Below are 26,791 nucleotides of genomic sequence, written 5' to 3' on the forward strand. Positions count from 1 at the left end.
AACGGAAAAGGATAACAAACCGAGTCTCGGGAAGGTACGAACCCCTGTATGCGGCAAATTCGTTTTTTTCTCGCTCGGCCAGGGTAATGACTAACACATGATCGACGGAAGAAGGACCAAAAGGCTCATTATTTTTTGATTAAGGGGATACCGAGGTTGGAGCAGAATCGAAACGATAGACTTGAACAGGTGGTGTCGGCGGCCGGATTATACCATTCTTTGTTAATGAACCATCCGGACGGAATTGTGGTACTGGATCGTACCGGTTGGGTCATTGATGTGAATCCGGCTTTTTTGGAAACGACGGGCTTTACGGCTCGGGAACTGGCTGATCTGATCGAGGCCAAACAATGGGTATCCAGGGAACAGGCGGCGGATTTGCAGCATTGTTTTGCCCGGGCGGAATCTGGAGTGACGGCAAGCATGGATCTTGAAACCCGGCACAAAGCCGGCGGCAGGAAATATCTCCAGTTGAGTTTTGTTCCGCTGGACCATGAGGGCGAGCGTGTCGGCGTCTACGTGGTCTGCCGCGATGCGACGTCTGCCAAAATGCTGGAGCGTAAACTGAGGGAGACTTCCGAGCGCTATAAACAAGCGGAGGCGATGGCGAGGATCGTTTTTTGGGAATGGGATCTCGAAAGCGGCAAACGACAGTACTCCGATCTGCTGTACGACGTGTTCGGTATCGAAGACCGGGAATCAGTCAACGGGCTGGAAGATATGATGAAGCGAATCGTTCCCGAGGACCGCGATCGTGTAGCCAAGCTGATTGCGGAACGTGCTGCCGGCGGCGAATACGATATCACCTATGCGCTGCTGACGGATCGCGGAGAACGCAGGATCGTACGCTCGCAGAGCAAGATGATCGATAAGACGCATCTGATCGGGAGTATTCAGGACATTACCCAGCAGACGGTAATGGAACGTCAGATTCGCCAGAACGAACGGGAGTTCCGGTTGATTTCCGAACATTCGTTGGATCTGTTTACCCGCCAATCCGCCGATTCGATGTTTCGGTATGTGTCTCCGGCCTCCGAACATATTCTGGGCTATAAGCCGGAAGAGCTGGTCGGACAAAGTGCTTTTGACGTATTTCATCCGGGGGATATCGAGAAAGTTGCCGATTATTTGCGTGATGCCGCGGCAGGCGAGACGTCGCGCACGGTGGAATTTCGGGCCAAAACCCGAAGCGGGGATTATATATGGCTGGAAAGCGCCGCAAGTTTTACGTTCGACGAGCACACGGGGGAGCCTCTGGAAATTCTCGGAGTGTCGCGGGACGTGACCGAACGCAAACTTGCGCAGCGCAGACTGCAGGAAAGCGAAGAACGCTACCGGTCGCTGTTCGACTATAATCCGTTCGGCGTGTATTCGCTCAGTCTCGAAGGCATTTATACATCCTGCAACGAGAGTATGGCGGGACTGCTGGGATATACTAAGGAAGAGCTGCTCGGCAGATCGTACCGTTCCGTCATTTACGATGAGAATCTGGAGCGCACCAACCGCCATTTTGCGGCGGCCTGCCGCGGTACTCCGCAAAATTATGAAGCATCCATCGAGCGCAGGACCGGCGAAAAAGTGGAGCTTCAGATTACGAACGTGCCGATTTTTGTGGAAGGCGAAGTCGTGGGCGTGTACGGTATTGCCAGCGATATTACGGAACGCAAACAGTATACCCGCAAAATCGAACAGTTGGGTTACGAATACACGCTTATTTTGAATTCGGTATCGGAAGGGATTTTCGGAATCGGGATGGACGGAAAGACCAGCTTTACCAATCCGGCTGCTCTTAACCTGCTCGGTTACGAACAGGATGAGTTTATCGGCCAGGACAATCACGCTCTGCTGATTCATTCGGCAATGGGCGGAGCGCCGTACAGCGTCGAAGAGTGTCCGATCTGCAGCACGGTGCATGACGGTGTCTCAAGATCGCTTCAGGAAGGCGTCATGTGGAAAAAGGACGGATCAAGCTGCCTGGTTCAATATACGGTCAATCCGATTGTGGACAAAGGGCGGATTCAAGGGGCCGTCGTCGTATTCCGCGATCTGACGAACGAGCGCGAAGTGATGCGCCAGAAAGAGCTGGCCGAACAAGCGGCGACGGCCAAGTCGGAGTTTCTGGCGATGATGAGTCATGAGATCCGTACGCCGATGAACGGCGTAATCGGCATGACCGACCTGCTGCTCGATACCGATCTCAACGGGGAACAGCGCGAATACGCCGAAATTATTCAAGGCAGCGGTGTGTCGCTGATGCGCATTCTGAACGATGTGCTTGATTTCAGCAAGATCGATGCGGGCAGCCTGTCGCTGGAACCCGAGAGCTTCTCGCTGGTCCAACTGGTGGATGAAGCCGTCGATCTGTTTGCCCCCCGGGCGGCGGAGAAAGGCGTGGGACTTCACTGGAACGTCGGTTCCGATGTTCCCGAGGAAATTGTCACCGATCCGGGCAGGCTGAGACAGGTATTGACCAACTTGATCGGAAATGCCATCAAATTTACCGACAGCGGCTCGATCACGGTGTTCGTGGAGACGATCCCGGGACCAAGCAAGCAGGACCCCGTACTGGAGTTCTGCGTGCAGGATACGGGAATAGGGATCGCCGAGGACAAGCTTGGGCGTTTGTTCCAATCGTTCTCGCAGCTTCACCCCGAATTGAATCGCAAGTACGGCGGAACGGGACTGGGCCTGTCGATCTGCAAACGGCTCGTCGAATTGATGGGCGGAACGATCCGGGTAGAGAGCCGCGAAGGCAAAGGATCAAATTTCCGCTTTACGCTTCCCTGCCGGATCGAAGAAATGGACGGCCTGGATTCGGTGCTGAAAAACGGAACCCTGCATGCCAACGAAAATCCGGCACAGGCGGTTTCCGAGACGCCGGCTCAGCTCAAGAAACTGCGGGTTCTGATTGCGGAAGATCATCCGGTCAACCGCAGGCTGCTTGAAGAAATAGTGCGGAAGTCCGGAATTCGGGCGGATGTGGTCGAAAACGGCCTAGAAGCTTTCGAAGCGGTTGTGAAAAAGCGCTACGATCTTTTATTCATGGACGTACAGATGCCGCAGATGGACGGGATGACGGCAGCCCGGCTGATCCGCCAGGTTCTGCCGGAAGACTCGGTGCCGTACATGGTTGCGGTCACCGCTTTTGTACAGCCGGGCTTTGCGGAAAAATGTCTCGACAGCGGCATGCAGGCTTATATCGTCAAGCCGATCTCGGAAGCGGAAATTCGCCGGGTTCTGCTTGATCCGGATGGATACCGCCGCGAATTTTTGCGGCAGCGCCGAGAGTAGATCAGGAAATCCGCACAGAAACGGTTCACGGCAGAGTTTTGCGGAACCTTAAAAAGGCGGGGATCATTTTCCCCGCCTCTTCGGTGCTCGCCTCCAGCCGTAGACCTGCACATGGACGAACGCTTTGCTGAGCATGAAGCTCAGCATATACAAAATGACCAGCAGAATAATGAGGGGCCGGAACAAGATGGACGCGATGATCCAGGTCAGTACCAACTGCCAGGGCTTAAAGCGGCGAAAGAACACGGGCAGCGTGAAAATCCGGTAAAACCAATAGTTCTTCTGCAGGGCTTCCATGTATTCGGTCCGGGTCTGCTCGTCGTCCGGATTCAGTCGGATCGCCTGCTCCATCATCGTCTTGGCCGTCTTCGCGTCGCCGCGCCGGTCGGCGGCCCATCCGAGATAGAGAAAAGTCTGGGGGCGCTCCACATCGTTTCGCAGTGCGGTTTCGGCGGCCGCGCGCGAATCGTCGAAACGCCGGAGATTCGCCAAGATATAGCTGTAAAGTGCCAGGTACAAGCCGTTCTGCGTATCGATCTCCAGCGCCTGCCCGATGTTCTGGTGCGCCTGTTCGAATTTGCCGTGCTTGTTGTGCATGTTGGCCAACAGATAATACAGGTGCGCCCGATACGGATTGATGCGGAGGCCTTCCTGCGCGGCTTCCTGCATCTTCGGCCAATCCTGGACCGAGTAATAGGCAACCGCGCGCATCAACCAGCCGTCTTCGTCGTCCGGATTGAGCCGCAGCGCCTGATCCGTACAGGTCACAGCCCGATCGTATTCCTCCGTATGGATATAAGCGAGCGCGAGCGCATTGTACGGTTCGGGCGTTTCCGGTTCTTCGCGCAGCCAATCGCCCGCTTCGGCCAGCGCCTCTTTGTACCGGCCCCAGCCGATCAGCCGTTCGAACCGCTCGGCGCGCAGGCCGGGCGGAACCGGGCCGTTCGTTTGTTCGCTCATTGCAGGACCTCCTGGATTTTGCGGCGCGTTTCCCGCGTCGGCGTACGGAAATGTCCGCCGACGGGCAGAAGCGGCATCAGCGGATTTTATGCTTTTTGATAAATTCGAGTACCTGCGCATATTCGCCGTTCGTATCGCTGAACGTCGCATAATTGCGCGCGGTCGCGAACCAGTCGAGTGTGGAAGCCTGGCGGCTCTTCAGCACGCGCCGGAAATCCGTATCCGCAAGCGGCTGGATTTCTCCCGTCTCCATGGCCCGCTCGAGCGCAAGTTCGGTAGCGTCGCGTACCAGCTGTTCGAGATCCGCCCCGGAGAACAGCGGCGTGCTTTCGGCGAGTTTGCGCACACTGACGCCATCCGCCGGCTTGCCGGCCAGCTTGAGCTTGAGAATGGTATCACGTTCTTCTTCCTCGGGCGGCGTCACAAACAGCAGATTGTTGAAGCGTCCCGGACGGCGCAGCGCGGAATCGAGATACCACGGCGTATTGGTGGCTCCGATGATAAAGACGTTCTCGTTAAAGCTTTCGAGCCCGTCCAGTTCCAGCAGCAGCTGGTTGACCAGCATGCGGTCGTGATGCTGGCGCATGCCGTGGCGGCTGCCGCCCAGTGCGTCCAGTTCGTCGATAAACAGGACGCAGGGCGCTTCGGCGCGGGCTTTTTCAAAAATGCCGTGCAGATTGTGCTCGCTGCCTCCGGTATACATCGATAGGATGGCCTGCAGCTCCAGATGGAGGAAGCTTGCATCGATCTCGCCGGCGACGGCGCGGGCCAGAAACGTCTTGCCGCATCCGGGAGGACCGTACAGCAGAAGGGAACCGCCCGCTTTTCGGCCGTAGGCCGCGAACAGCTCGGGCTGCTTAAGCGGCAGAATGAAATTCATGCGGATCTTTTTCTTGATTTCCTCGAGTCCGCCGACGTCGTCGAAAGTTACGGTCGGCTTCTCGCTTTCGACCAGGTCTTCGGCATTTTTATCGAACTGAATGACTTTGAGATTTTTGCGGCGCTGCTCTTTATCGTCGTCCATGGAATGTCCCTCTACTTCCCTTTTTATTATTATCATAACCGATTTAGGAGGCTTTTCACCAGAATAGGAGATTCCGACAACTTTTGTCCGATCGCTGCGTCTATATCTAGGAAGCAAATGAACAGGATGGTGAAGAAACCGCACATGATAAAAAACAAGGATAAAAGAAACAAAAAGATCGGTCTGCTGCTGGGCCTCGGTCTCCTGCTGGCTGCGGAAGAAGCCGTCTTCGGATTCGGGTCTTTTGCGCTGCGGCCTCCTGCAATCCGGGCGGAAAAGGCAGCAGAAGCCGGATCCGATGAGAACGGAGAGGGTATACCCGTTCTGTTGGAGCTGCATATCGATAATCGCAACCCTTTTCGGCAGATGAGAAACGTGCGCGCGGAACTGCTGCCCGGCGATCTGCAGGAAGATGCCGATTATACCGGAGAAGCGGTGCGGATCGATATCCCGGGCGGCGGCGAAGGTCGATACGGCTTGGCGCTCACTCTTGGGCGCAGCCGCTGCGAGCGTCTGCTTGCGGGAGAAGAAGAAGCCATCCTGAGGGTGACATGGGGGCATGCCCTGCACGAAGATCTGAAACTTGCGGACCTTCTGCAGCAGTCCCGGGAGATCTAGTTCCGGACGGTCCGGCGGGGAAGTCGATCATTTCGCTTAAGCTTATGAATAACGGTTTTCCTGCAGTTGTTTCCTTGAAATGGGCCTTTGGAAGCCGAATAAGTGCTCTCGCGAAGTTATTCGGGAGAAGCGTTTGAGAAGCGTTGCATAAAGCGAAGAGGATGCGCTATTTTGTCTGCGTACACGGCCGTTTTGCCGAAACAAACGAAGAGGGTGTAACTTCGCCAAAAAGGCTTTTCCCTTCAAGGGAAAAGCCTTTTTGAATGTCCGTATCTCAGCGCGGAAGCCGATGCCTGGTGCAGCTTCAAGCTTCCGCCCGATGCTGTCCGATCGCAAAATCAGCGCATTGTTTTGAACGTCTCGTCCGCCGCGGCAAGCGTGGCGTCGATATCCGCGTCGGTATGCGCGGTCGTCAGGAACCAGGCTTCGTATTTCGAAGGAGCCAGGCAGATTCCGCGATCCAGCATGCCGCGGAAAAAAGCGGCGAACGCTTCGCCGTCGGTATCCTGCGCCTGTTCGTAGTTGGTGACCGGATGATCGCAGAAATGCGTCGAGAACGATCCGCGGATACGGTTGATCGTCAGCGGCACGCCGCGGCGCTGCGCCGACTCGGCGATGCCGTCCGTCAGGCGAATCGCCAGGCGGTTCATCTCGTCATAGACGCCTTCGCCCTGCAGGACTTCCAGGCAGGCGATGCCCGCCGAGACGGAAGCCGGGTTGCCGGCCATGGTGCCCGCCTGGTAAGCCGGTCCGAGCGGAGCAACCTGTTCCATCACGTGTCTGCGGCCGCCGTAGGCGCCGATCGGCAGTCCGCCGCCGAGTATCTTGCCAAGCGCCGTCAGATCGGGCATGATGGCATCATGGTTGTCCAGCTCGCCGAACGTCTGTGCCGAACCGTAGTGGAAACGGAACGCGGTGATGACTTCGTCGTAAATGACGAGCGCGCCATGGTCGTGCGCCAGCTTGCAGAGCCCTTCGAGGAAACCTTTCTCGGGCATGACCATGCCGAAGTTGCCGACGATCGGCTCGACCATAACGGCCGCGATTTCGCCTTCCCAGCGGTTGAGAGCTTCTTCAAGGCCCTGCAGATCGTTGAACGGCACGGTAATGACTTCCTGGGCGATGCTGGCCGGTACGCCGGCACTGTCCGGAATCCCGAGCGTGGAAGGCCCGGAGCCCGCCGCGACGAGCACCAGGTCGGAGTGACCGTGATAGCAGCCGGCGAATTTGATGATCTTCGACCGCTTCGTGTAGGCGCGGGCGACCCGGATCGTCGACATGACGGCTTCCGTACCGGAATTGACGAAGCGGACTTTGTCCATCGACGGAATCGCGTCTTTGAGCATCTTCGCGAGCTTGATCTCAAGTTCGGTCGGCGTTCCGTAGAGAGTCCCGTTCTGCGCGGCGCGAACGATCGCCTCGGTAATATGGGGATGGGCGTGCCCCGCGATGATCGGGCCGTAAGCGGCCAGGTAATCGATATATTCGCGGCCGTCGACATCCCAGAAACGGGAACCCTGGCCCCGCTGCATGAAGACGGGAGCGCCGCCGCCTACCGCTTTGAACGAGCGGGAAGGACTGTTGACGCCTCCGACGATATGTTCGAGCGCTTCGGCGTAAAGTTTTTCGGAATTTGGACGATTCATGATACACGATCCTTTCGATATGGAGGTTGCGGTACAGACGGTTTGAGCCGCTTCAAGGAAAAGAGCGCCTTTGTCGAAAGGCGCTCTTTAAGCGTAACGAATTTTGCGGTTGACGTACAGGGACGATTTGGTTGCGTTTAGGCAGATTTACTGCCGCGGACCGCCGCCTGCGACCAAAGCTTCGCTTTTGGCTGCCGATGGAGTCGGCACGGCCGAGACGGGGGCGCGCTCGGTTTCCGTTTCGCCAGCGGTTCCGTCTTCTTCCGCGGCCGGTTCGGATCCGCCGGGCGCTGCGGGCGTTTGTCCGGCTTGGGCCGAAGCGTCCAGCGTGTCCTGGATGAACCGCTTGAGCTTTTCTTCGCTGCTGACGGACAGTACGGCCGCACCGTCGACTCGTTCTTCAACCAGCAGGCTGGCCGGCGGAATCTGCTCGCTGCCGCCCATTTTGCTGTCGTAGGCGACGGTTGCCAATTTCCACATATCGCCGACGCTCAGATTGGTGTCGATATAGGGGCTGACCTGTTCGAGAATATTCGGCAGGTTCATAATCGAAGTCGAGGTCTTCAGCTTGTCGGCGATCGCCTGCAGGAATTCGCGCTGGCGCCCGGTGCGGCTGAAATCGGACAGCTGATCGTGCCGGAAGCGGACATACTGCAGCGCCGTTGTTCCGTCGAGATGCTGCTGGCCTTCTTTGAGGTCGATATCGTACAGATGCTGATCGGCCGCGCTGACGTAATGCATGTCTTTTTCCACATAAAAATCGACTCCGCCTACGGCATCCACCAGTTTGATGAAGCCCTGGAAGTCGGTATATACGTAATATTGGATCGGAATGCCGAGCAGGTCGGAAACGGTCTGCATGGCGGTATTGGGCCCGTGGGTAATCGCGGCGTTGATCCGCTGCTTGCCATGGTTGGGAATGTCGGTGTAGGTGTCGCGCATAATGGAGAACAGATTGATCGTTTTGTCGACGGGATCGATCGAAGCGACAATCATCGAGTCCGAACGGGGGATTTCTCCTTCGTCGACGCCCCGGGCATCCACGCCCATCAGCAGAATATTGACCGGTTCGCTGCCTTCCCACTTCGGAGGATCCTGCACGGTTGTCGTCTCGGTGACGGGAAGACTGCGGAACGGCGAACTTTCGCCTACCTTTTGCAGACCCGATACCTGATTGTATAAGCTGGTGAAGTAGAAAGCCGCATAACCGCCCGCGGAGACCAAAATAATCGAAAGCACCCAGCTCAGGGTCCTCTTCTTTCTTTTCGACATTCGTTTTCTTCCTTTCGCTTTGGAGGGAGTACGCGAGAATACCGTTTGCCTTCGCGATATCCCTACATTATAATTTTTTTCGGAGCGTCAGGCAATTTGTCCGATTTTATTGTCTTCTGCGCATACGCAAAACCGCCGTCACGAAAGGCTTCCGGCGTCCTAACGCTGAATACCCCTTTCTTTTCGCGCTGAACCGTACGCAGGCGTTCCCTGTCAAAAAAGACGATCCGGACCCGATTCGGAATCAGAGAAAGGAACACATATGAACGCCATCGAAGTCGAACATCTGAACAAAACGTTCAAAGTCCAGAAGAACCGCGGAGGCCTCAAAGGCGCGCTGCAGGATCTGTTTTCCCGTCAATATAACGAGGTCGCGGCGGTCAACGATATTTCCTTCTCCATCCCCGCCGGCGAGATCTGCGGATACATCGGCGAGAACGGGGCGGGCAAGTCGACGACGATCAAGATGCTGACCGGCATTCTCGTTCCGACTTCCGGCAAGCTCAACGTGGGCGGCTACGTGCCGCACGAAGAGCGCGAGAAGTTCGTCCGCAATATCGGCGTCGTGTTCGGCCAGCGCAGCCAGCTCTGGTGGGACATCGGCGTTATCGAATCGTTCGGTCTGCTGCGCAAAGTGTACGGCGTAGGCGAGAACGACTACAAAAAGCGGCTGGACGAACTCGTCCAGCGCCTCGATCTGGGCGAACTGCTCAGCCGCCCCGTGCGCAAGCTCAGTCTCGGCCAGCGGATGCGCTGCGAGCTGGTGGCCGCGCTGCTGCACAATCCGTCGATCGTCTTCCTGGACGAGCCGACGATCGGTCTCGACATTATCGTCAAGACGGAGATTCGCGAATTTCTCAAAGACATGAACCGGCAGCACGGCACGACCATTCTGCTGACGACGCACGATCTGCAGGATATCGAAGCGCTCTGCTCGCGGGTCATCATGCTCGACGAAGGACGCATCATCTACGACGGCGGCCTCGATACGCTCAAGTCCCGTTGGGGACAGGGCACGCGCATCACGTTCCAGTTCGGCAACCACTGTCCGCTGCCGCGTCTGCAGGCGCTCACATCGGAGCTGAACGTCAGCTGGACCGCCGACAACGACCTGCACGCCGAAGTGCTGGTGCCGGGCGAGATGAGCGTATCCGATGTGCTGGCACGGGTTGTCGGCCATGCGGATATCGCCATTACGGATATCAAGATCACGGAGACGACGACCGACGAGATCGTTCGCCAGATTTACCAGACCGGATCGGCGACCGTGCCGACATCGGCGGTATCGGAAGGCGGGCCTCATTCCCATGCTTAGCGTGTATACCGACTTTATCCGGATCCGTTTTCTTACCATGCTGGCGTACCGCGTCAATTATTACTCCGGCATCCTGATCTACATGCTGAACATTGGCGTGTACTACTTCACCTGGCAGGCTATCTACGGGGACAAAGGCGAGATCGGCGGCTTCACGGCTTCCCAGATGACGACGTATATCGCCGTGTCCTGGATGGCGCGCGCGTTCTATTTCAACAACCTGGACCGCGAGATCGCGACCGATATCCGGGACGGCTCTATCGCGATCCAATTCATCCGTCCCTACAATTATTTGTTTGTCAAAATGATGCAGGGCTTCGGCGAAGGTCTGTTCCGCTTCACGCTGTTCATGATTCCCGGGATGCTGCTTGCGCTGCTGCTGTTCCCGGTTCGCCTGCCGACCGACCCGCTCGCGTGGATCGGCTTCCTGGTCATGCTGTTCTTCAGTTTCCTGATCAACTCGCAGCTGAACATCCTGACCGGGCTGATGGCGTTTTTCGTGGAAAACAACGAAGGCATCATGCGGATGAAACGGGTCGTCGTCGACCTGTTCTCCGGACTCGTCATCCCGATCAGTCTGTTCCCGGGCTGGCTCAGCTCGATCATGCAGTGGCTGCCTTTCCAGGCGATCACGTATCTGCCGGGTTCGGTCTTTACGGGACGCACCAAAGGGACAGGCATTCTCGAAGTGTTCGGCATTCAGCTGATCTGGTTCTTCGCTCTGCTGATCCCGATCTTCTTCACGTGGCGGGCGGCGCGCAAGCGGCTGTTCGTGCAGGGGGGTTGAGCATATGTACTATATCGGATTGGTTGTCGAATATCTCAAGAATTATATGAAAACAAGGCTGACGTACCGCGCGGATTTCTGGGTCGAAGTCGTCTCGGATCTGCTGATGCAGGCGAGTAACCTGATCTTCATCTTCGTCGTCTTCGGGCATACGAATACGCTGGGCGGCTGGAGCGAGGCGGAAGTGGTGTTCGTATACGGATTCTTCATGGTGCCGTTCGGCTTGTTCAGCTGCTTCGTCAATCTGTGGAATTTCAGCGAACGTTATATTGTCAAAGGCGAGATGGACCGCATTCTGACCCGTCCCGCCCATAATCTGTTCCAGATTTTCCTGGAAAACATCGACCCGCCGGGTCTGATCGGTTCGCTGATCGGCTTGATTATCATGGTCATCAGCGGCGGCCAGCTTGGGATCGAACTGCTGTGGTGGCATATTCCGGTACTGATTCTGTTTGCGGTTAGCGCCACCTTGATCTATACCGGCATCTACATCACTCTGACGTCGCTGTCGTTCTACTCGGATTCGCCGACCGGCATTATCCCGCTTATGTACAACATCCAGAACTACGGCCGCTATCCGGTAACGATCTACAACCGTGCGATCCAGTTTCTGCTGACCTGGATTCTGCCGTTCGCGTTTGTCGGGATCTATCCGGCGTCGCTGTTCCTCGGAAGGACGGAGATGACGCATATGGCCTGGCTGACGCCGGTCATGGCCGCGATCTTCCTGACGATCGGCCTGACAAGCTGGAACGTGGGCGTGAAAAAGTACCGCGGGGCAGGATCGTAGACGGGGGAGACGAGCAGGCGCGTAGGCGCTCCGGGGGAAGAGAGGGAAGGGCAGAGGGCAAGAGCGAAGGGCAAAGAGCAAAAAGCGTGGGGGACGTCAGCGGGCATGGACTATGCCTGGACACCGATCGGTAACGAATCCTCGTATCGCTATTTGCCGGTCTTTCGCTCTTTTAATAATTTAACGAATCGTCATATCCTTACCGACCGTTATTGAGCCGGTATGAGGCCGGTTTCGGTCAAATAGAGTGAGGACGATTCGTTAGAATGTGTAAAAGCGATCCGTTAGGCGATTAGCATGATCACGGTTCGTTAGAGTCGCTGCTTTGTAAAACTGCAGAAGGCACATGAAGGATAGAGAAGGGGTCGGCCGATTGGGCCGGCTCCTTTCTTGCGCGTCGGGTTGCTGGTAAGATGGGATTGAGCGCAGAAGCGTCACGCTGCACAACCTTAGCGTTAATCAGCCGAATCCGGCACCATCCCATTTTTTCAACCAAAGGAGCGATTCACTTATGATAGAGATCGGACAAATCGTACCGGAATTCAGCCTGCCCGCCGTCGGAAGCGAAGAAATCAAGCTCAGCGATTATCGCGGCAAGAAGCTCGTGATTTACTTTTATCCCAAAGACATGACGCCGGGCTGCACGCAGCAGGCCTGCGATTTCCGCGATTCGGAAAGCTACTTTATGACCAAGAACGCGGCCGTGATCGGGATCAGCGCGGACGACGTGAAATCGCACGAGAAGTTCGGCGCCAAATACGACCTGCCTTTCCCGCTGCTGTCGGATACGGAGCACACGGTCAGCGAGGAGTTCGGCGTATGGCAGCTTAAGAAAAATTTCGGCAAAGAATATGAAGGCATCGTACGTTCGACATTCCTGTTGGATGAAGAAGGATGCTTGATTCGGGAATGGCGCAAAGTCAAAGTCGAGGGGCATGTGGAAGAAGTTTTGCAGGCGGTAGAAGAAGCATCGAAAGAATAGAAATATTAAAAAAGATTTATTATTTTTTAACGAGTCTTAGAAGCTGGATTTTTTTCTTGTTTTCTTCTGTAATTCATAGCCGGTTTGTCGCATTTTCAGTCGATTTGATGAAAATAGCTAAAAAGCGTTTGAGAAAAATCGGAAAAACGTTTAAATTTATGTTAGGAAATGAAAAACAATTTGGTTTTCAACGTCGGAGCGCAGAACGGGAGGGAACTGACGATGAAGCCGGGCGCCAGGGGACCCATATTCGAGACGAATACGGAAAGGCGTCCACTAAAAAAAGGAACAGCCGTGCCGTACAGGTGAACGGACTACGGCTTGAAGCACAGGGGGTGTTTCAAGCTTGCAGATCCGTGTCGTACACAATCCGACCGCCGGCGGGGGCCGGCGCAGGATCAGGTTATTTTGGGGAGAGGGGAATTTGTTATGCAAATCATTCCGGCTTGGGTGAAAGTGGACCATAATTTGTACAATGCGAAACTTCGGGGGATTTACAAAAACGTACGGGAGAACGACATTACCGCGGCCTGCGAACAGGCCAAGCGTCTGTACATGGACCTGCTTGAAGACATGGAGATTCGGGGGATCGAATCTCCGGAACAGGCTCCCGCATCGTCCGAACGTCTGGAGCACGACTGCCAGACGGCAGGAGTCGGCATCTGATCAGCGCCTGCCGCCGACATCAAGAAGACTCCCGGGTCGATTCGACCGGGAGTCTTTTTTGCGTACGGCTGTCCGCTTAAGGCAGCCGCGACTTGGAGCGCGATTTCAGTTTTAGGACTATCACGGCCGGGAAACGTCCCGGACGAAGCCGGACGATATGCAGACGTTTCAGCCTCAGCCGGTCATGCGCCGCCCGAAGGGAAACCCGACGTTCGGCAGCCGAAGACCGGGAGGATTGCTGCTCGGAGCGGCGGCGTCCGCGCTTGAAATAACGGGGCAGTGCGGTAAGAATCGACGCGGTCAGCGCCCGGTATTTGACGATCAGGAAGACGCACAGCAGAAGAAAAGCCGCGGCGATAATCCAGACGGCATAATGCTCGGCCAATTTGAACGCGACCGACCACTGGGGCCCGAAGATTTTGCCGAGACCGAGGAAGAGCAGGGTCCAGAACAAGGCTCCGGTGTAGGCATAGACGGCGAACTTTTTGAAAGAAATATTCAGGATGCCCGCCAGATAGCCGGTAAAATGCCGGACGCCGGGAATAAAGTAGCCGAAGAAGATCAGAACCGGTCCGTATTTGGAGAAGAAGGTCTGCGTCTTGATCAGTTTGCTTTCTTTGAAGAACCAGCCGCCGAAGCGGCGCAGAAACGGCAGTCCCGCTTTTTGGCCGATAAAATACGTTATGGTCATGCCGATGGTCGTGCCCAGAAAGGCGACGAGCAGCAGCAGATCGAACCGCAAAGATCCTTTGTAGGATAAGTAACCGGCATAAGCCATAGTCGTTTCCCCCGGAAACGGCAGAGCGATGAATTCCAGAAACAGGCCCAGGAACATGACCAGGTACCCGTACTGCTCGAACAGCTGCTGAACCATTTTGAAAATTTCCATATGTCTTCGAGCTCCTTTGAACGACGAATGCTGCGGACGTTTTCCTTGATTTTACGATATTTGGGACAGAAAAATCCATCTTCGCTCCGCAAAGCCAGCCGACCGGGGCAATAAGCGGGTTCATCGCCTTTTTTTCTTGCGGTATGTGGGGGGCATCGGTATAATTAGCGACAGTAATTAAGGGAGGCGTGACATGAATAAACCGAACGAACTCATTGTCGTACTGGACTTTGGGGGACAATACAACCAACTGATTGCCAGAAGAATTCGTGATTTGGGCGTATTCAGCGAGCTAATGCCGTACAATACCCCGGTTGAACGCCTGCGTGAATTGAATCCGGCGGGCATCGTCTTCTCCGGAGGCCCGCTCAGCGTATATGAAGAAGGAGCTCCTCACGTCGATCCGGCTATTTACGAACTCGGCCTGCCGATTTTCGGCATCTGCTACGGCATGCAGCTGATGGCGCAGCAGCTCGGCGGCAAAGTCGAACGCGCGGGCAAACGCGAATACGGCAAAGCCGACGTCGAATTCCTGCATAACAGCGTCCTGACCAAGGGCCTCGATGCCAAGCAGACCGTCTGGATGAGCCACGGCGACCATGTCGTGACGCTGCCGGAAGGCTTCGTGCTGGAAGCGGGCACGGAATCGGCGCCGATCGCGGCGATGAGCCACAAAGAACGCAATCTGCACGCGGTGCAGTTCCACCCGGAAGTACGCCACTCCGTCTACGGCAACGAGATGATCAAGAACTTCCTGTACGAAGTGTGCAAATGCAGCGGCGAGTGGACGATGGAATCGTTCATCGAAGACGCGATTCAGGATATCCGCAACAAAGTCGGCGATCGCAAAGTGCTGTGCGCGCTGAGCGGCGGCGTCGATTCGTCCGTCGTGGCGATGCTGATCCACCGTGCGATCGGCGATCAGCTGACGTGCATGTTCATCGACCACGGTCTGCTGCGCAAAGGCGAAGCGGAAAGCGTCATGGAGACGTTCGTCGGCAAATTCGATATCCACGTGGTCAAGATCGACGCGCAGGAGCGTTTCCTGAGCAAGCTCGCGGGCGTCGAAGATCCGGAGCAAAAGCGTAAAATCATCGGCAACGAATTCATCTACTGCTTCGACGAAGAATCGGCCAAGCTGGGCGATTTCGACTTCCTGGCACAGGGTACGCTGTATACGGACATCGTGGAGAGCGGAACGGCGACGGCGCAGACGATCAAGTCGCACCATAACGTCGGCGGCCTGCCGGCGGACATGAAGTTCAGCCTGATCGAACCGCTGAACACGCTGTTCAAGGACGAAGTGCGCAAAGTCGGCGAAGAGCTCGGCATGCCGCATGCGATCGTCTGGCGCCAGCCTTTCCCGGGTCCGGGTCTCGCGATCCGCGTACTGGGCGAAGTGACGGAAGAGAAACTGACGATCGTGCGCGATTCGGACCTGATCCTGCGCGAAGAGATCGCCAAAGCGGGTCTCGAAAGCGAGATCTGGCAGTACTTCACGGCGCTGCCGAACATGAAGAGCGTCGGCGTTATGGGCGACGCGCGTACGTATTCGTACACCGTCGGCATCCGCGCGGTGACTTCGATCGACGGAATGACCGCCGACTGGGCGCGTATCCCGTGGGACGTCCTGGAGAAAATTTCGGTCCGCATCGTCAACGAAGTGGATAACGTCAACCGCATCGTGTACGACGTAACGTCGAAACCGCCTTCCACGATCGAGTGGGAATAGGATAGAGTAAATAGGAACATGAAAAAAACGACCTCAAACGTGATACGTTTTGGGGTCGTTTTTGCTTTTCATTGTTTGAGCGCAACGAATATCGTTTGGTAAGTTCGTCGTACAAGGTTGATCCTCTTTTCAAAATAAGATCGGTCACTCCTGTACGAAATTGATCCGCTTCTTTGATTTGATCTTTACGGAGTCTGGCCGCATCAAACGAGTGGCCTTCCCGGAAAAGAATGACGTTATAGTTTTCCCCGAATCGCTTTTTCTTTACCCAGCTCAATAAATTGTTCAATATTCATTTTCCACCTCTATTCCAGGATTCCTCATAAAACAGCACGGGTCAAGGTATGAAAATAATAAAGTTTGAAATTTAAAATAAATAAGGTTCACTTAGTAACTGGCGTCCTGTATAATCGGGAATCAGACCGGATGAAGAAGGACGGAGATTTAGATTATGATGAATAAAAGTAACAGCAGTAAGTGGAGCGTGATCGGTCTCGCTTTATTGCTCGGCGTCTTTTCGACGTTGGGGCCGTTTACGATCGATATGTATTTGCCCGCGTTTCCTCAAATCGCCAAAGACTTTCATACGAATGCCTCTTTGGTACAGTTCAGTTTGACTGCCTGTTTGCTCGGGCTCGGCATAGGCCAGCTTGTCACGGGGCCTTTGAGCGATGCATACGGCAGACGCCGGCCGCTGCTGATCGGCATCATTGCTTACGTCATCGTTTCGCTGGCGTGCGCGTATTCTCCCAATATCGGCACGTTGATCGTACTCCGATTTGCCCAAGGTTTTGCGGCTTCCGCAGGAATCGTCATTTCGCGCGCGATCGCTCGAGACTTGTACAGCGGTCATGAACTGACCAAATTTTTCTCCCTGCTGCTGCTTGTCGGCAACCTGGGACCGTTGGTCGCTCCGATTGCCGGAAGCGGAGTCCTTAAATTTACGACATGGCCGGGCGTATTTATTTCCTTGTCGATTCTCGGCGTGTTTCTGTACCTGATGACGCAGTTTCGTCTGAAGGAAAGTCATCCTCCCGAACGGCGCGTCTCGCCCAACTTCAAGTCCCAGCTTCGCAACTACGGCGTGATGCTGCGCGATAAGAAGTTTGTGGGCTACATGTTGGCGCAGGGCATCCTGACGGGAGGGGTATTCGCCTACGTGGCAGCTACGCCTTTCGTCTATCAAAATATTTACGGCGTATCGCCGACGATGTTCTCCGTATTGTTTGCATCGAACGGGATCAGCTTAATGATCGGTTCCCAAATCGTCGGGCGGATCTCGCATCGGGTCCCGGAGCAGAAGCTTATGGTCATCGGCTTATGGATGGCTTTGCTGTCGAGTATCGTCGTGGTAGGGGTTACCGTTGTGGAAGGACCGCTGTTCGCTTTGGTTATTCCGTTATTCTTCTTCGTATGTTCGATCAGCATTACCTCCACGGCGGCTTTCCCGCTCGCGATGGAGAGCCAGTCCAACAATGCGGGGAGCGCGGCGGCGCTGCTCGGTCTTGTACCTTTCGTGCTGGGAGGTCTGGTCGCGCCGATCGTCGGGATTGCGGGCGAGGACACGGCCGTGCCGCTTGGCCTGACGTTGATGGGTACGAGCCTTATTGCGATTCTGACTTACTTTATGCTCGTGAGAAAAGCGGAGCAGGCGGAAAAATAATTCGAAAAAAGGACAGCTGCGCGTTTGCGCGGCTGTCCTTTTTGCCGTGCAATAAATACCGTACCGGCACCGTTCGGCGAGTGCTTCTCCGACGGCGATATAGCGGATCCGGTGACGAACGACACGGCAATTGTCTTATTTATATAAGGTAGGCAGTCATGTACAATAAGGAAATAAAAAAAGATGCAGGCTGAGGAGGGCGTATGACCGCACACAAACGTACAGGGTTTATTCCTATTCACGCGCTGCTTATGCTCGTGGTCGTTTTATATGCTTATCAAGCGAACGGTGGATCCTCAATATTGTTTTCGGACACTTGTTTTGCCGTACTGCTGGTGCTGATGGGTACGGTCATTTACTTATGCACTTCGAAGAACACGTCCAGTTTGCTGCTTCTCCTTTTAATGTATGCTTCGGCGTGGATCATGATCTCGTTGAACACTTCTCTTTCTTTTCACAAAATAATCGGCCAACCTTTGATGAGCTTAATGCCCAATCTGATGTTCATCTTTTTCGTTACTTTCACGCAGCTTCCGCGGAAAAGGCTGTATTACAAGTGGAACATCTGGCTGCTGCATTCTTCGGCGTTGACTCTGGTTGGATTATGGAGTCCCGTGAAGCTGCTGGGTTACCTGTTCTGCATACATATTCTATTGGCGATTTTGGCCTGTATTCGGATGTCGGTTTATTATGGACCGAAGCAGCGCCAAATTTTGAACCAGGAACGTTGGCTGTTGAATGGAGCGATGACGGTATCTTTTGTTCCTTTTATAGTCAGTGTTTTACTGCTGCGCAGCTGGCTGCCCCAAGATATACGAAATTATTCCATTTACATGATGATCGTTCTTCCGGCGGCTGTCGGCTATGTACTGATTAAGCGAAACGGGATTCAGACCCGTTATGACTACCGATTCATGCTTAAGCTGACGGCGATTGCGGGCGGGGGAGCGGCTGCCTTTGTAGGTCTGGCTTATTATGAAGTCGGCATCTCGCTGCTTCAATCTCTGTTTCTGCTGCTGCTTGCTTCCTTGATCATTTACTTGTATATGATGGCTCAGAAAGCGATGGCGAAGCGCCAACTCAAAGAGGCAAGCCGAGCCAAAGGGGATCTGGAGAAGGAACGGCTCGAGATCCTACAGAAGATCACGTACGACCACTATTTGAGTGCGCTGAGCGGGATGATCAAGCAGCTGATCGACAAGACGCTGCCGATGGACGGAACGATGATTATTTGGAGAGAGCAGGAGCGAAGCTATGTGCTTGAGCAGAGTGGGATTTTTAAAGACTTTGCATTGAAAAGGCTGTCCGGCGGACAGCTGCACCGACAGACCGAACATGTCATGATCGACGGAAAGCTTTATTTTGCGTTTCCTTTGTTTTATAAAGAGACGTTGAACGGTTGGATGGTTGTCGGTCATAAACGGGCTGGAGGAAAGTTTACAACCGGGGAAGTCGAAACGTTATCCCTGCTTGCGAATACAGTATGCGAAATACTCAAGACGACAGAGATTTTGCATGAGAATCAGCGAAGATATGTTTCCCTACCGAGTCTGCGCTGCGAAGACTATCAGAATATGCACGTCACCCGAAATGCAGAGAAAATCCGCAAAGAGGTCGCCCTCTATCTGCACGACGATATTTTGCAGTCCATTTTGGCTGTTCGGCGAATGTGCGAAGTAGCGGGCGGGGAGGATCCCGAGATCCGTGAGCTTATGTTGGACACGCTGGATGAACTGAACGATTCGATCCGCCGCAAGATGTTCGATATTTACCCGACGACTTTGCAGGATCTCGGATTGTACCAGAGCTTGAGTATTCTGTGCCGAAAATTGAGAGAAGAAGCGGTACAGCAGCCTCATTTGAATATCCGGCTGGAAGCCGAAGAAGAGATCGGAATTGAAGAAAGCCTGCAGTACCCGGTGTTTCGTACGCTTAAGGAGCTGCTGCAAAATGCGATCAAACATGCATCCGCCAATGAGATCGTCGTCTCGCTGGAGATTTCGGAAGAAGGAATTCTGCTGGCGGACGTAATTGATGACGGAAAAGGATTTGATATCGAAAAAGATCTGGATACTGCCGAAGTCCAACATATCGGTCTGTTGTCCGTCAAGCAGGAGATCAACGCGTTAGGCGGAGAGTTTATCATTCGAAAAAACGCGGATTCCGGCATGCACCTCCAATTCAAGCTGCCGCTGGGAAGGACGGGTAATGAATATGCATCTTATACTGGTTGACGATCATAAATTGTTTGCCAAAAGTCTGGAGATTTCACTCAAAGGCCAGGTCGATAAGTTCGAAGTCTATACTTCTCCCGACCAGCTGATGAAGGTGCTTGAGAACAGAGTGCCGGATATCCTGCTGCTGGACATACATATGGGTGACTACAACGGATTCGAGGTCGCTCGGGAAGTCCTTCAATCCTATAAGGACTTGAAGATCATTTTTCTGTCCGGCTACGACTTGGTGGAATATCATAACCGGGCAATCGAGATCGGTGCCAAAGGCTTTATCCATAAAAATATTTCGCTCCATGATCTTGTTGAACAAATTGAGCGGGTACGCGGCGGCGGCATGATATTTCCCCGCAGCTCTTCGGATATCGTACAGCTGACCGCACGCGAAAAAGAAGTCCTGCAGCTGATGGCGGAAGGTCTCCGGCAGCAGGACGTAGCGGACCTGTTGTTTATCAGCCGAAGAACGGTCAATAATCACATTCAGACGATCAACGAGAAATTCCATGTGAATTCGACTGTATCGGCAATCGTAAAAGGGATCGAACTCGGCATCATCACCTTGAATTTTCGAACGTGAGCAAAAGTGTGCACAAAATACTCGTTTTCATTTTTCTCTTCTATCGTAAACTGGGTTTAACCTTAACAACGGCAGAGTGAAGGAGGCCAGGCAGATGGAATTGAAGATAAACAGGTTGAGCAAAAGATACGGAAATAAGCAGGTACTGGACGATTTTTCCCTCTCTTTTAAAAGCGGCCGTACCTATCTGATTCTCGGGAAAAACGGAGCGGGTAAAAGTACGTTCGTCAATATTCTCTCGGGAAATTTGAAAAGCGACGGGGGAGAAATTCGGCTTGAAGAAGGCGGAGAAGAGTGCGATCTGGAGTCCAATTGCGTTTTCCAGTATCAGAGTTTCAACAGTTTCCGGTTTCTGAAAGTAAAAGAAGTGATTCGTTTTTTCTCCACGATTACGGCTGATGCCAAGGAAGACTCCAAATTGTACGAGCTGCTGTCGCTGGACCGGATTCAGAATCAGCTGGTTGAAAATTTGTCTGGCGGAGAGCGGAAAGCCGTTTCTCTATATCTGACTTTTCTGTTGAACAAGCGGGTGGTCGTATTGGATGAGCCATTTTCGGAGCTGGATATCGAGAAAAAGTTTCTGCTGGGACAGCATTTAAAAGAAAAATTGGCTGTCCAAAACGTAATGGCCATTATCATCAGCCATGAAATTTCCGGTTATCAAGAACTGTTTAGTGATGTAGTGATTATGGATAATGGCAAAGTATTGGAGGCAGGAAAAACACAGGATCTTCTGGACAAATACAAAAATTCTCCGTTTCAGGGTCTTGAAGGGGTCTTTCACAGCCTGACCGGAAAATATATCGAGGTGAGCTAATGGTCTGGAACGTTACGAAATTCTATTTATTGGAACAGTGGAGGAATAAATGGACAACTTTCAGTCAGGCTATGGCTCCTCTTATTTTCCTCATTTTTTCTTTGGTTATAAAAAATACCATGGAAAATGATCATATAGTCGATTTACTCGTTAAATCTCAATTTCTTCCGTTTACCCTCCTGATTTTGATTTTTAGTTTGGCGTTATCGTTGAACAGTCTGCTGCTCTCCGAGAAAAAGGAAGACGGAACGTTTCTGCTGTTAAAAAGAACGGATTTGAAATTGAACAGCTACTTTATGGGGGTCGCTTTGGGCATCTTTATCATTTTCAATCTGTTCTTGATCCTGTTCATGTTCAGCTACAAAGTATTGATCGGGATCGATGGCGGGGCTTTCCTTAGAATATGTCTGTTTGCGAATGTCACCTTACTTTGCCTGTACCCGGCGAGCTACATTTTGGCTTCCTTTTTCAAAGAAAGCAAGAAGGTTGTAGCTGTGCTGACTCCGATTACGCTGCTGCTGATGTTCAGTATTACCATGCCGTCCATGTTTGCCATGATCCAGGATCAGAATCCGCATATTTACTACAAGTTTTTGTTTTGGAATCCCATGATGATCATGAACGATTTCACGCTGTTGGAGCTGAATGTAGTCGCAAGCCCCTGGCTTCCAACCTATCAGTATCTGTTTATTCTGATCGGCATATCCGCTGTTCTCTGGTTTGCCGCTCTCAGAATGTTCAAAATCGCCGATCCCGATTAAATCGAAATTGCAACAGAATATAAGGAGGTACACTTATGCATACATGCTCAAACTGCAGCGGAACGGAATTCAAAGAAGCTATCCAGTATATGAAAGTCAAAGAAGTCGGAAAAGGAAAAATGGCGATCAACGGTTCCGAAGTGATCCTGACTTTCTGCGTGAACTGCGGTACGGTCTCGAATATCCGTTTAACTAATCCGAGCATGAACTAGCTCGCCAGTCCGAGTAGTCGGAAGCTTTCTTCGCAGCGATGCGGAGAAAGCTTTTTTTGTTTTTGAAACAGGCGAAGGATATTCCCAAAGATGGATGATGAGGAAGGAAATCGGATATACTTGATGTGTTCTTGCGATTTCTATTTAGGCATGGAAAGGGGAAACGATATGCACTACATACCGGAGTATACCGACCGTTTGAAGATCATGACCGAACCCGAGAAACTGGAGACCGCGGAGGGCGCTTTGAAGCTGCACAGCCGTGCCGACACCGATTTTTGGCTCAAAACGCACTACGGTTTCGAACGTTACAATGGACACGTGCTGTACGACGAGATCGAAGGGGACTTTGTAGCGGTAACCGAATTGTCGATGGACCCGCGCTATACGTTCGACCAATCCGGGCTGTTTGTGGAAGTCGACCGCGACAACTGGCTCAAGACGTCCGTGGAGTATATTCCCGGCGCACCTTCGCATCTGGGAGCGGTCGTCACGCGCGGCGGTTATTCCGACTGGTCGACCCGCAACGCGGACGCCGATCTGTTCGAACGCCGCCTGCAGTTCAAAGTGACGCGGGAAGGCGAAGACTTCCTGATCCATGCGCGCGAAGCGGACGGAGAATGGGAACAGCTGCGGATCGCGCACCTGGACTGCCCGGAAGGTGCGGCGCTCAAAGTCGGTCTGTACTCGGCAAGTCCGGGCACGGAAGGCGGATTTGAGACGGTATTCCACAGCTTTGAGATCCGCAAACACGAGCGCGGCTCGAACGAACCTTCCTGATGGAATCGATTGGGTTCGGAGGTCGTCTTCAGATCGACAAGAACTGGACGCCTGGCGAGATCCGGCTGCTGGCGGCGGAGCCTTCGCTTCGGATTCTGCAGTATTCGGAACTGGAAGTACCGGGCCCGAAACTGCTGGAGCTTCTCAATGAGGAGCTGTTCGCCATCCGGCCGGACATTGAACTGCGGATCTACGGGTTCCATCTGCAGGCGGCGGACCTGTCCGTCTTGGAGCGGCTGCCGGGAGTCGTCAAGCTATCGGTAGACTGCTGCTCGCGCGCGGAAGGATTGAGCCATATAGGCTCCCTTGCGAAACTGCGCGAACTTACGCTGGATGTGTTCGAGCTGGATTCGTTCGATGTGCTGGGCGAAGTTCGCAGCGGTCTGGAACGTCTTCGATTGGGCAAAACCCGTTCCAAAAAACCCGACCTTGCGATCTTGAACCGATTCTCCGAATTGGAAGAACTCGTTCTTGCCGGGCAGCGCAAGCATCTCGGCGTACTGCACGAATTGAAGTCGCTGCGCGCTCTCACCCTATACGGGGTTCCGCTGGGGGATTTGTCTTTTTTGGGCGGGAATCCGCAGTTGGACAAGCTCTCGCTGGGTTTTGGCGGCGCGGAGGATCTGGGCGGGCTGCACAAGCTGGATCGGCTGGAAAAACTGTCCCTGACGGGAGTGAGAGGGTTGAGCCGCCTGGATGTGCTGTCTGCGCTGCCGCGGCTTCGGGAATTGAAGCTGCGCGATCAGCCGAAGCTTGCGACGCTGCCCGGCTTCTCGAATCTGCCCGATCTGCGTTCGATCGAATGTTTCGGCATTGCGCTGGACAATCTGGACTGGGCGGCGGGTGCGGAAGGTTTGGAAGAATTTGCGTTTTTGGAAGTGAAGACACTGGGGGTTGAAGACTTCCGGAAGCTGTTTGCCCTTCTTCGGCCCAAGCGTATCCGCATCGTGATGAACCGCACCAAAGAACAGGAAGCGATTCGGCAGTTGATGGTTCAAGAAGGGTTTGCCGAGGAATCGGGCGGGTGGTGGAACGGAGCATCGGCAGACGCGGTGCCCGGAAGCGGAATTCAACAAATCGGCGAGGAGAATGCGAAATGAATCTGACAGACGAATGGATCCGGCAGACCTGTCTGGAACTGCCCGGTACGGAAGCTTTTATGAAAGAAGAATGGGGCAGCCTGCTGTATCGCGTCGGAGGGAAATACTTCGCCATGCGAGGAACGGATAACGAATCCAGGCAGATTCTGACGCTTAAATGCGATCCGCTGCTCGCCGAGGAGTACCGGGAACGCTACGAGCAAATTGTGCCGGGTTATTATTCGAACAAGTCGCATTGGAACAGCCTTCTGCTCGAACAGGGAGGATTGGAAGCCGATTTCGTCCGAGGCCTGATCCGTCACTCGTATGAGCGGGTGCGAAGCGGCCTCCCGAAGAAGGTTCGTGACGAACTTCCGCCGCTGACGGAGAATGACTGAAAAGCGAACGTTTTCATAGGAAAGCGCGAGAGGAAATGGAACGTTTCATTTTGACAGGTGCAGGCAGGTCCCGGAGACAGGCTTGTGCCTACTGGGATGGGACGTTTTTTTGAATTTGGGAAGTATGGGATAATTAACGAACATTAAAATAATATAACGTCCTAATCATTCGCTTTTTTTCATTGACAAGCTTATCGGCCTGCCCTAGAATGTAACCTGTGAAGCCGACCAGCCGGAACGTATGCTTTGGCGGCGGCGGATAAAGGTAACCGACAACTGAAACAGCGTTCGTATAATTCCGGGAATGGGCCCGGAAGTCTCTACGTGATCACCGTAAATGATCGCTCTACGAAGCGGGAAGAAGGCATTTTGCGGCTCAAGGGATTTCCCCACGGCGCGCAGGGCCGATTTTCCCGGTTCCAAGAGCACCGGAGGCGACAATGTCGAATCCGGTCTCTTTTGTCGTTCCCCCATTTAGATTTCCGAGGAGGAAAAATTGTATCATGGAAAAGTTCTTTAAACTCAAAGAACACGGCACCACATTCAGAACGGAAATTATTGCCGGTCTGACGACTTTCATCACGATGGCCTATATCCTGATCGTGAACATTTCGTTCCTCGGTCCGGACGGCGCGGGTATTCCGGCTTCGGGCGTGTTCTTTGCCACAGCCGTAGGCGCGGGCCTCGTTACCATCCTGATGGGTCTGGTTGCCAACATTCCCGTGGCGCTGGCGCCGGGTATGGGACTCAACGCGTACTTTATGACCGTCGTATTGAGCTCGAACGGCGCGATCACCTGGCAGGCGGCGCTCGGCGCGGTCTTCATCTCGGGTATCATCTTCATCATCTTGACCGTAACGAAGATTCGCCAAATGCTGATTGTGGCCGTTCCGTCTTCGATCAAGGCGGCCATAACCGTCGGCATCGGACTGTTCGTCACCATTATCGGGATGAAGCTCGGCAACATCATCTCCGCTTCCGCGACGGTAACGGGAATCACGGACGTGGCTCAGCTTCAGGCTCCGGTAACGGTGCTGGGCTCGAACTTCCAGTTGGCGCTCGGCGACTTCATGCACCAGAAAGATACGCTGCTGTCGCTGATCGGGATCTTCATTATCGGCGCTTTGATGGTCATGCGAATTCGGGGAGCGCTGCTGATCGGGATCGTGCTGGTTACGCTGATCGGCATCCCGATGGGCGTTACGAACCTGAGCGGCCTGTCCACGGGAAGCTGGATCCCTTCGTTCGGAGATCTGGCTGTCGGGCAACTGGATATCATGGGCGCCCTGCAGCTTGGATTGTTCGAGATCGTGTTTGTCTTCACCTTCGTTGAACTGTTCGATACCTTCGGCACGCTGGTCGGTACGGCGGAACGTGCGGGTCTGATGAAGAACAAGGAAGAAGGCGAGAAAAAAATCGGTAGAGCCATGCTGGTTGACGCGGTCGGCGTCAGCACAGGCGCGGTTCTCGGTACAAGCACCATCACTTCCTACGTAGAAAGCACCGCGGGAATTGCGGAAGGCGGACGTACCGGACTGACATCGGTTACGACAGGCATACTGTTCCTGCTGGCGATGTTCATCGCGCCGCTTGCCCTGGTCGTTCCTTCGGCGGCAACGGCTCCGGCTCTGATCATGGTGGGCGTTCTGATGATCTCCCAGGTTCGCAGCATCGATTGGGATGATATGATGCAGGCCATTCCGGCTTTCCTGACGATCATCTTTATGCCTTTCACCAACGGGATAGCAAACGGTATTTCGGTCGGGATCCTCGCCTATGTCGTACTGGGCGGATTGAGCACCCTGTTTACGAGCCGCAAAGTGAAAATCCACTGGCTGATGTGGGTATTGGCTATCTTGGTACTTGCCCGCTACGTATTCCTTGGCGGAGAGTAATTCAGAAAAAAGAGAAAGCTTCAAAAGGGAAAAGGTTCGGAAACGTTGAAAGCTGCCATTCGTCATGAGACGAGCGGCAGCTTTTTTTGCTTTTTTGATAAATGGAGAGCCGGAAGAATTCCGGCCTATTAATGAAGAGGAATTCTAGGTGTATTTCACGGCAAGATGTCCATTGGGATTTTTAATAAAAAGGGGTTGTTTTGCGTTTTGGAGGATGTTATAGTCTAGGAACCGCCTTGAGAGAGTGCCGGTGCGGTTCGAACAAGTGAGCGAGTCCCAACCGGAATCGGACAAGACGCTTCGCAAGAAGCGGACAAAAAGATTTCAAAAAAGACTTGCAAAACGAAAACGAACATGCTAATATATAAGAGTTGCTGCTGCGAGAGAAACACAAACAGCGGAA

Annotated in this window: 23 protein-coding genes, 1 pseudogene and 1 riboswitch; of the genes and pseudogenes, 19 read left to right on the top strand and 5 right to left on the bottom strand. The window is 53.7% G+C overall.

Features of this window, described 5'->3' with window-relative positions:
* Positions 1-156: 156 nt before the first annotated feature.
* Positions 157-3,291: a PAS domain S-box protein gene (locus HOP44_RS19895; protein WP_172256632.1), complete on the top strand. Its 3,135-nt coding sequence runs from the start codon at positions 157-159 to the stop codon at positions 3,289-3,291.
* A 63-nt stretch (positions 3,292-3,354) separates the two neighbouring features.
* Here HOP44_RS19895 and HOP44_RS19900 read toward each other — a convergent pair whose 3' ends face one another.
* Both HOP44_RS19900 and HOP44_RS19905 read right to left on the bottom strand, forming a co-directional pair.
* Positions 3,355-4,251: a tetratricopeptide repeat protein gene (locus HOP44_RS19900; RefSeq protein WP_172256634.1), complete on the bottom strand. Its 897-nt coding sequence runs from the start codon at positions 4,249-4,251 to the stop codon at positions 3,355-3,357.
* 76 nt (positions 4,252-4,327) lie between these two features.
* Positions 4,328-5,275 carry an ATP-binding protein gene (locus HOP44_RS19905; RefSeq protein WP_172256636.1) on the bottom strand — a complete coding sequence of 316 codons (948 nt, stop codon included), beginning with the start codon at positions 5,273-5,275 and terminating at the stop codon, positions 4,328-4,330.
* A 144-nt stretch (positions 5,276-5,419) separates the two neighbouring features.
* Here HOP44_RS19905 and HOP44_RS19910 point away from each other — a divergent pair, with 144 nt between their 5' ends.
* The gene (locus HOP44_RS19910; RefSeq protein WP_172256638.1) at positions 5,420-5,893 is read left to right on the top strand and encodes a hypothetical protein; all 474 of its coding nucleotides are present in this window, start codon (positions 5,420-5,422) and stop codon (positions 5,891-5,893) included.
* A gap of 338 nt (positions 5,894-6,231) precedes the next feature.
* Here the strand turns inward: HOP44_RS19910 and HOP44_RS19915 are convergent, their stop codons facing one another.
* Together HOP44_RS19915 and HOP44_RS19920 are read right to left on the bottom strand one after the other, a co-directional pair.
* Positions 6,232-7,539 carry a glutamate-1-semialdehyde 2,1-aminomutase gene (locus tag HOP44_RS19915; RefSeq protein ID WP_172256640.1) on the bottom strand — a complete coding sequence of 436 codons (1,308 nt, stop codon included), beginning with the start codon at positions 7,537-7,539 and terminating at the stop codon, positions 6,232-6,234.
* A 147-nt stretch (positions 7,540-7,686) separates the two neighbouring features.
* Positions 7,687-8,811, bottom strand: a complete 1,125-nt coding sequence (locus HOP44_RS19920) for an LCP family protein (protein WP_172256642.1) — start codon at positions 8,809-8,811, stop codon at positions 7,687-7,689.
* Between the two features lie 262 nt (positions 8,812-9,073).
* Between HOP44_RS19920 and HOP44_RS19925 the strand changes: the two genes are divergently transcribed.
* The 5 genes from HOP44_RS19925 (at position 9,074) to HOP44_RS19945 (ending at position 13,351) form a co-directional block, all read left to right on the top strand.
* Positions 9,074-10,126, top strand: a complete 1,053-nt coding sequence (locus HOP44_RS19925) for an ABC transporter ATP-binding protein (RefSeq protein ID WP_172256644.1) — start codon at positions 9,074-9,076, stop codon at positions 10,124-10,126.
* Positions 10,119-10,913, top strand: coding sequence for an ABC transporter permease (locus tag HOP44_RS19930; protein ID WP_172256646.1), 795 nt, complete (start codon positions 10,119-10,121; stop codon positions 10,911-10,913). Before HOP44_RS19925 ends, HOP44_RS19930 begins: the two co-directional genes overlap by 8 nt.
* A 4-nt stretch (positions 10,914-10,917) precedes the next feature.
* The gene (locus HOP44_RS19935) at positions 10,918-11,703 is read left to right on the top strand and encodes an ABC transporter permease (protein ID WP_172256648.1); all 786 of its coding nucleotides are present in this window, start codon (positions 10,918-10,920) and stop codon (positions 11,701-11,703) included.
* A 511-nt stretch (positions 11,704-12,214) separates the two neighbouring features.
* Complete coding sequence (bcp, locus tag HOP44_RS19940; protein WP_172256650.1) at positions 12,215-12,685, top strand: thioredoxin-dependent thiol peroxidase; 471 nt, start codon at positions 12,215-12,217, stop codon at positions 12,683-12,685.
* A gap of 429 nt (positions 12,686-13,114) precedes the next feature.
* Positions 13,115-13,351: a hypothetical protein gene (locus tag HOP44_RS19945; RefSeq protein ID WP_172256652.1), complete on the top strand. Its 237-nt coding sequence runs from the start codon at positions 13,115-13,117 to the stop codon at positions 13,349-13,351.
* Positions 13,352-13,655: 304 nt separating this feature from the next.
* Here HOP44_RS19945 and HOP44_RS19950 read toward each other — a convergent pair.
* Positions 13,656-14,240 (bottom strand): annotated as a pseudogene (locus tag HOP44_RS19950) (DedA family protein); the annotation flags it as partial.
* A gap of 193 nt (positions 14,241-14,433) precedes the next feature.
* On the opposite strand from HOP44_RS19950, the gene guaA reads away from it, so the two are divergent.
* The 12 genes from guaA (at position 14,434) to HOP44_RS20010 (ending at position 26,388) form a co-directional block, all read left to right on the top strand.
* Positions 14,434-15,972 (top strand): glutamine-hydrolyzing GMP synthase, encoded by a 1,539-nt coding sequence (guaA, locus tag HOP44_RS19955; RefSeq protein WP_172256656.1) that lies wholly within the window; start codon positions 14,434-14,436, stop codon positions 15,970-15,972.
* A 454-nt stretch (positions 15,973-16,426) separates the two neighbouring features.
* Positions 16,427-17,635, top strand: coding sequence for a Bcr/CflA family multidrug efflux MFS transporter (locus tag HOP44_RS19960; RefSeq protein ID WP_172256706.1), 1,209 nt, complete (start codon positions 16,427-16,429; stop codon positions 17,633-17,635).
* Positions 17,636-17,996: 361 nt separating this feature from the next.
* Positions 17,997-18,512, top strand: coding sequence for a hypothetical protein (locus HOP44_RS19965; RefSeq protein ID WP_172256657.1), 516 nt, complete (start codon positions 17,997-17,999; stop codon positions 18,510-18,512).
* Positions 18,469-19,869, top strand: coding sequence for a sensor histidine kinase (locus HOP44_RS19970; protein WP_172256659.1), 1,401 nt, complete (start codon positions 18,469-18,471; stop codon positions 19,867-19,869). The genes HOP44_RS19965 and HOP44_RS19970 overlap by 44 nt, the downstream gene beginning before the upstream one ends.
* Positions 19,844-20,446, top strand: a complete 603-nt coding sequence (locus tag HOP44_RS19975) for a response regulator transcription factor (RefSeq protein ID WP_172256661.1) — start codon at positions 19,844-19,846, stop codon at positions 20,444-20,446. The genes HOP44_RS19970 and HOP44_RS19975 overlap by 26 nt, the downstream gene beginning before the upstream one ends.
* A gap of 94 nt (positions 20,447-20,540) precedes the next feature.
* Complete coding sequence (locus HOP44_RS19980; RefSeq protein ID WP_172256663.1) at positions 20,541-21,263, top strand: ATP-binding cassette domain-containing protein; 723 nt, start codon at positions 20,541-20,543, stop codon at positions 21,261-21,263.
* Between the two features lie 119 nt (positions 21,264-21,382).
* Entirely contained in the window at positions 21,383-22,024 is a 642-nt protein-coding gene (locus tag HOP44_RS19985) for an ABC transporter permease (RefSeq protein ID WP_343059977.1), read from the top strand.
* Between the two features lie 35 nt (positions 22,025-22,059).
* Positions 22,060-22,236, top strand: coding sequence for a hypothetical protein (locus HOP44_RS19990; RefSeq protein WP_172256667.1), 177 nt, complete (start codon positions 22,060-22,062; stop codon positions 22,234-22,236).
* A gap of 168 nt (positions 22,237-22,404) precedes the next feature.
* Positions 22,405-23,016 (top strand): DUF1349 domain-containing protein, encoded by a 612-nt coding sequence (locus HOP44_RS19995; RefSeq protein WP_172256669.1) that lies wholly within the window; start codon positions 22,405-22,407, stop codon positions 23,014-23,016.
* Positions 23,016-24,116, top strand: a complete 1,101-nt coding sequence (locus HOP44_RS20000) for a leucine-rich repeat domain-containing protein (protein ID WP_172256671.1) — start codon at positions 23,016-23,018, stop codon at positions 24,114-24,116. The genes HOP44_RS19995 and HOP44_RS20000 overlap by 1 nt, the downstream gene beginning before the upstream one ends.
* Positions 24,113-24,493, top strand: a complete 381-nt coding sequence (locus HOP44_RS20005; RefSeq protein ID WP_172256673.1) for an MmcQ/YjbR family DNA-binding protein — start codon at positions 24,113-24,115, stop codon at positions 24,491-24,493. Before HOP44_RS20000 ends, HOP44_RS20005 begins: the two co-directional genes overlap by 4 nt.
* 267 nt (positions 24,494-24,760) lie before the next feature.
* Positions 24,761-24,862, top strand: a riboswitch (purine riboswitch).
* 134 nt (positions 24,863-24,996) lie between these two features.
* Positions 24,997-26,388 (top strand): NCS2 family permease, encoded by a 1,392-nt coding sequence (locus HOP44_RS20010; RefSeq protein ID WP_172256675.1) that lies wholly within the window; start codon positions 24,997-24,999, stop codon positions 26,386-26,388.
* The last annotated feature ends 403 nt before the right edge of the window (positions 26,389-26,791 follow it).

This window comes from Saccharibacillus deserti (assembly GCF_013618475.1).
Classification (GTDB): domain Bacteria; phylum Bacillota; class Bacilli; order Paenibacillales; family Paenibacillaceae; genus Saccharibacillus; species Saccharibacillus deserti.

Coding starts and splice junctions, on each gene's coding strand:
- HOP44_RS19935 (WP_172256648.1), top strand. CDS start 10,918: ATGTACTATATCGGATTGGTTGTCGAATATCTCAAGAATTATATGAAA.
- bcp (WP_172256650.1), top strand. CDS start 12,215: ATGATAGAGATCGGACAAATCGTACCGGAATTCAGCCTGCCCGCCGTC.
- HOP44_RS19915 (WP_172256640.1), bottom strand. CDS start 7,539: ATGAATCGTCCAAATTCCGAAAAACTTTACGCCGAAGCGCTCGAACAT.
- HOP44_RS19985 (WP_343059977.1), top strand. CDS start 21,383: ATGGAAAATGATCATATAGTCGATTTACTCGTTAAATCTCAATTTCTT.
- HOP44_RS19965 (WP_172256657.1), top strand. CDS start 17,997: ATGCACTTCGAAGAACACGTCCAGTTTGCTGCTTCTCCTTTTAATGTA.
- HOP44_RS20000 (WP_172256671.1), top strand. CDS start 23,016: ATGGAATCGATTGGGTTCGGAGGTCGTCTTCAGATCGACAAGAACTGG.
- guaA (WP_172256656.1), top strand. CDS start 14,434: ATGAATAAACCGAACGAACTCATTGTCGTACTGGACTTTGGGGGACAA.
- HOP44_RS19910 (WP_172256638.1), top strand. CDS start 5,420: ATGATAAAAAACAAGGATAAAAGAAACAAAAAGATCGGTCTGCTGCTG.
- HOP44_RS19995 (WP_172256669.1), top strand. CDS start 22,405: ATGCACTACATACCGGAGTATACCGACCGTTTGAAGATCATGACCGAA.
- HOP44_RS19905 (WP_172256636.1), bottom strand. CDS start 5,275: ATGGACGACGATAAAGAGCAGCGCCGCAAAAATCTCAAAGTCATTCAG.
- HOP44_RS19900 (WP_172256634.1), bottom strand. CDS start 4,251: ATGAGCGAACAAACGAACGGCCCGGTTCCGCCCGGCCTGCGCGCCGAG.
- HOP44_RS20010 (WP_172256675.1), top strand. CDS start 24,997: ATGGAAAAGTTCTTTAAACTCAAAGAACACGGCACCACATTCAGAACG.
- HOP44_RS19980 (WP_172256663.1), top strand. CDS start 20,541: ATGGAATTGAAGATAAACAGGTTGAGCAAAAGATACGGAAATAAGCAG.
- HOP44_RS19960 (WP_172256706.1), top strand. CDS start 16,427: ATGAATAAAAGTAACAGCAGTAAGTGGAGCGTGATCGGTCTCGCTTTA.
- HOP44_RS19975 (WP_172256661.1), top strand. CDS start 19,844: ATGAATATGCATCTTATACTGGTTGACGATCATAAATTGTTTGCCAAA.
- HOP44_RS19925 (WP_172256644.1), top strand. CDS start 9,074: ATGAACGCCATCGAAGTCGAACATCTGAACAAAACGTTCAAAGTCCAG.
- HOP44_RS20005 (WP_172256673.1), top strand. CDS start 24,113: ATGAATCTGACAGACGAATGGATCCGGCAGACCTGTCTGGAACTGCCC.
- HOP44_RS19990 (WP_172256667.1), top strand. CDS start 22,060: ATGCATACATGCTCAAACTGCAGCGGAACGGAATTCAAAGAAGCTATC.
- HOP44_RS19920 (WP_172256642.1), bottom strand. CDS start 8,811: ATGTCGAAAAGAAAGAAGAGGACCCTGAGCTGGGTGCTTTCGATTATT.
- HOP44_RS19930 (WP_172256646.1), top strand. CDS start 10,119: ATGCTTAGCGTGTATACCGACTTTATCCGGATCCGTTTTCTTACCATG.
- HOP44_RS19945 (WP_172256652.1), top strand. CDS start 13,115: ATGCAAATCATTCCGGCTTGGGTGAAAGTGGACCATAATTTGTACAAT.
- HOP44_RS19970 (WP_172256659.1), top strand. CDS start 18,469: ATGATGATCGTTCTTCCGGCGGCTGTCGGCTATGTACTGATTAAGCGA.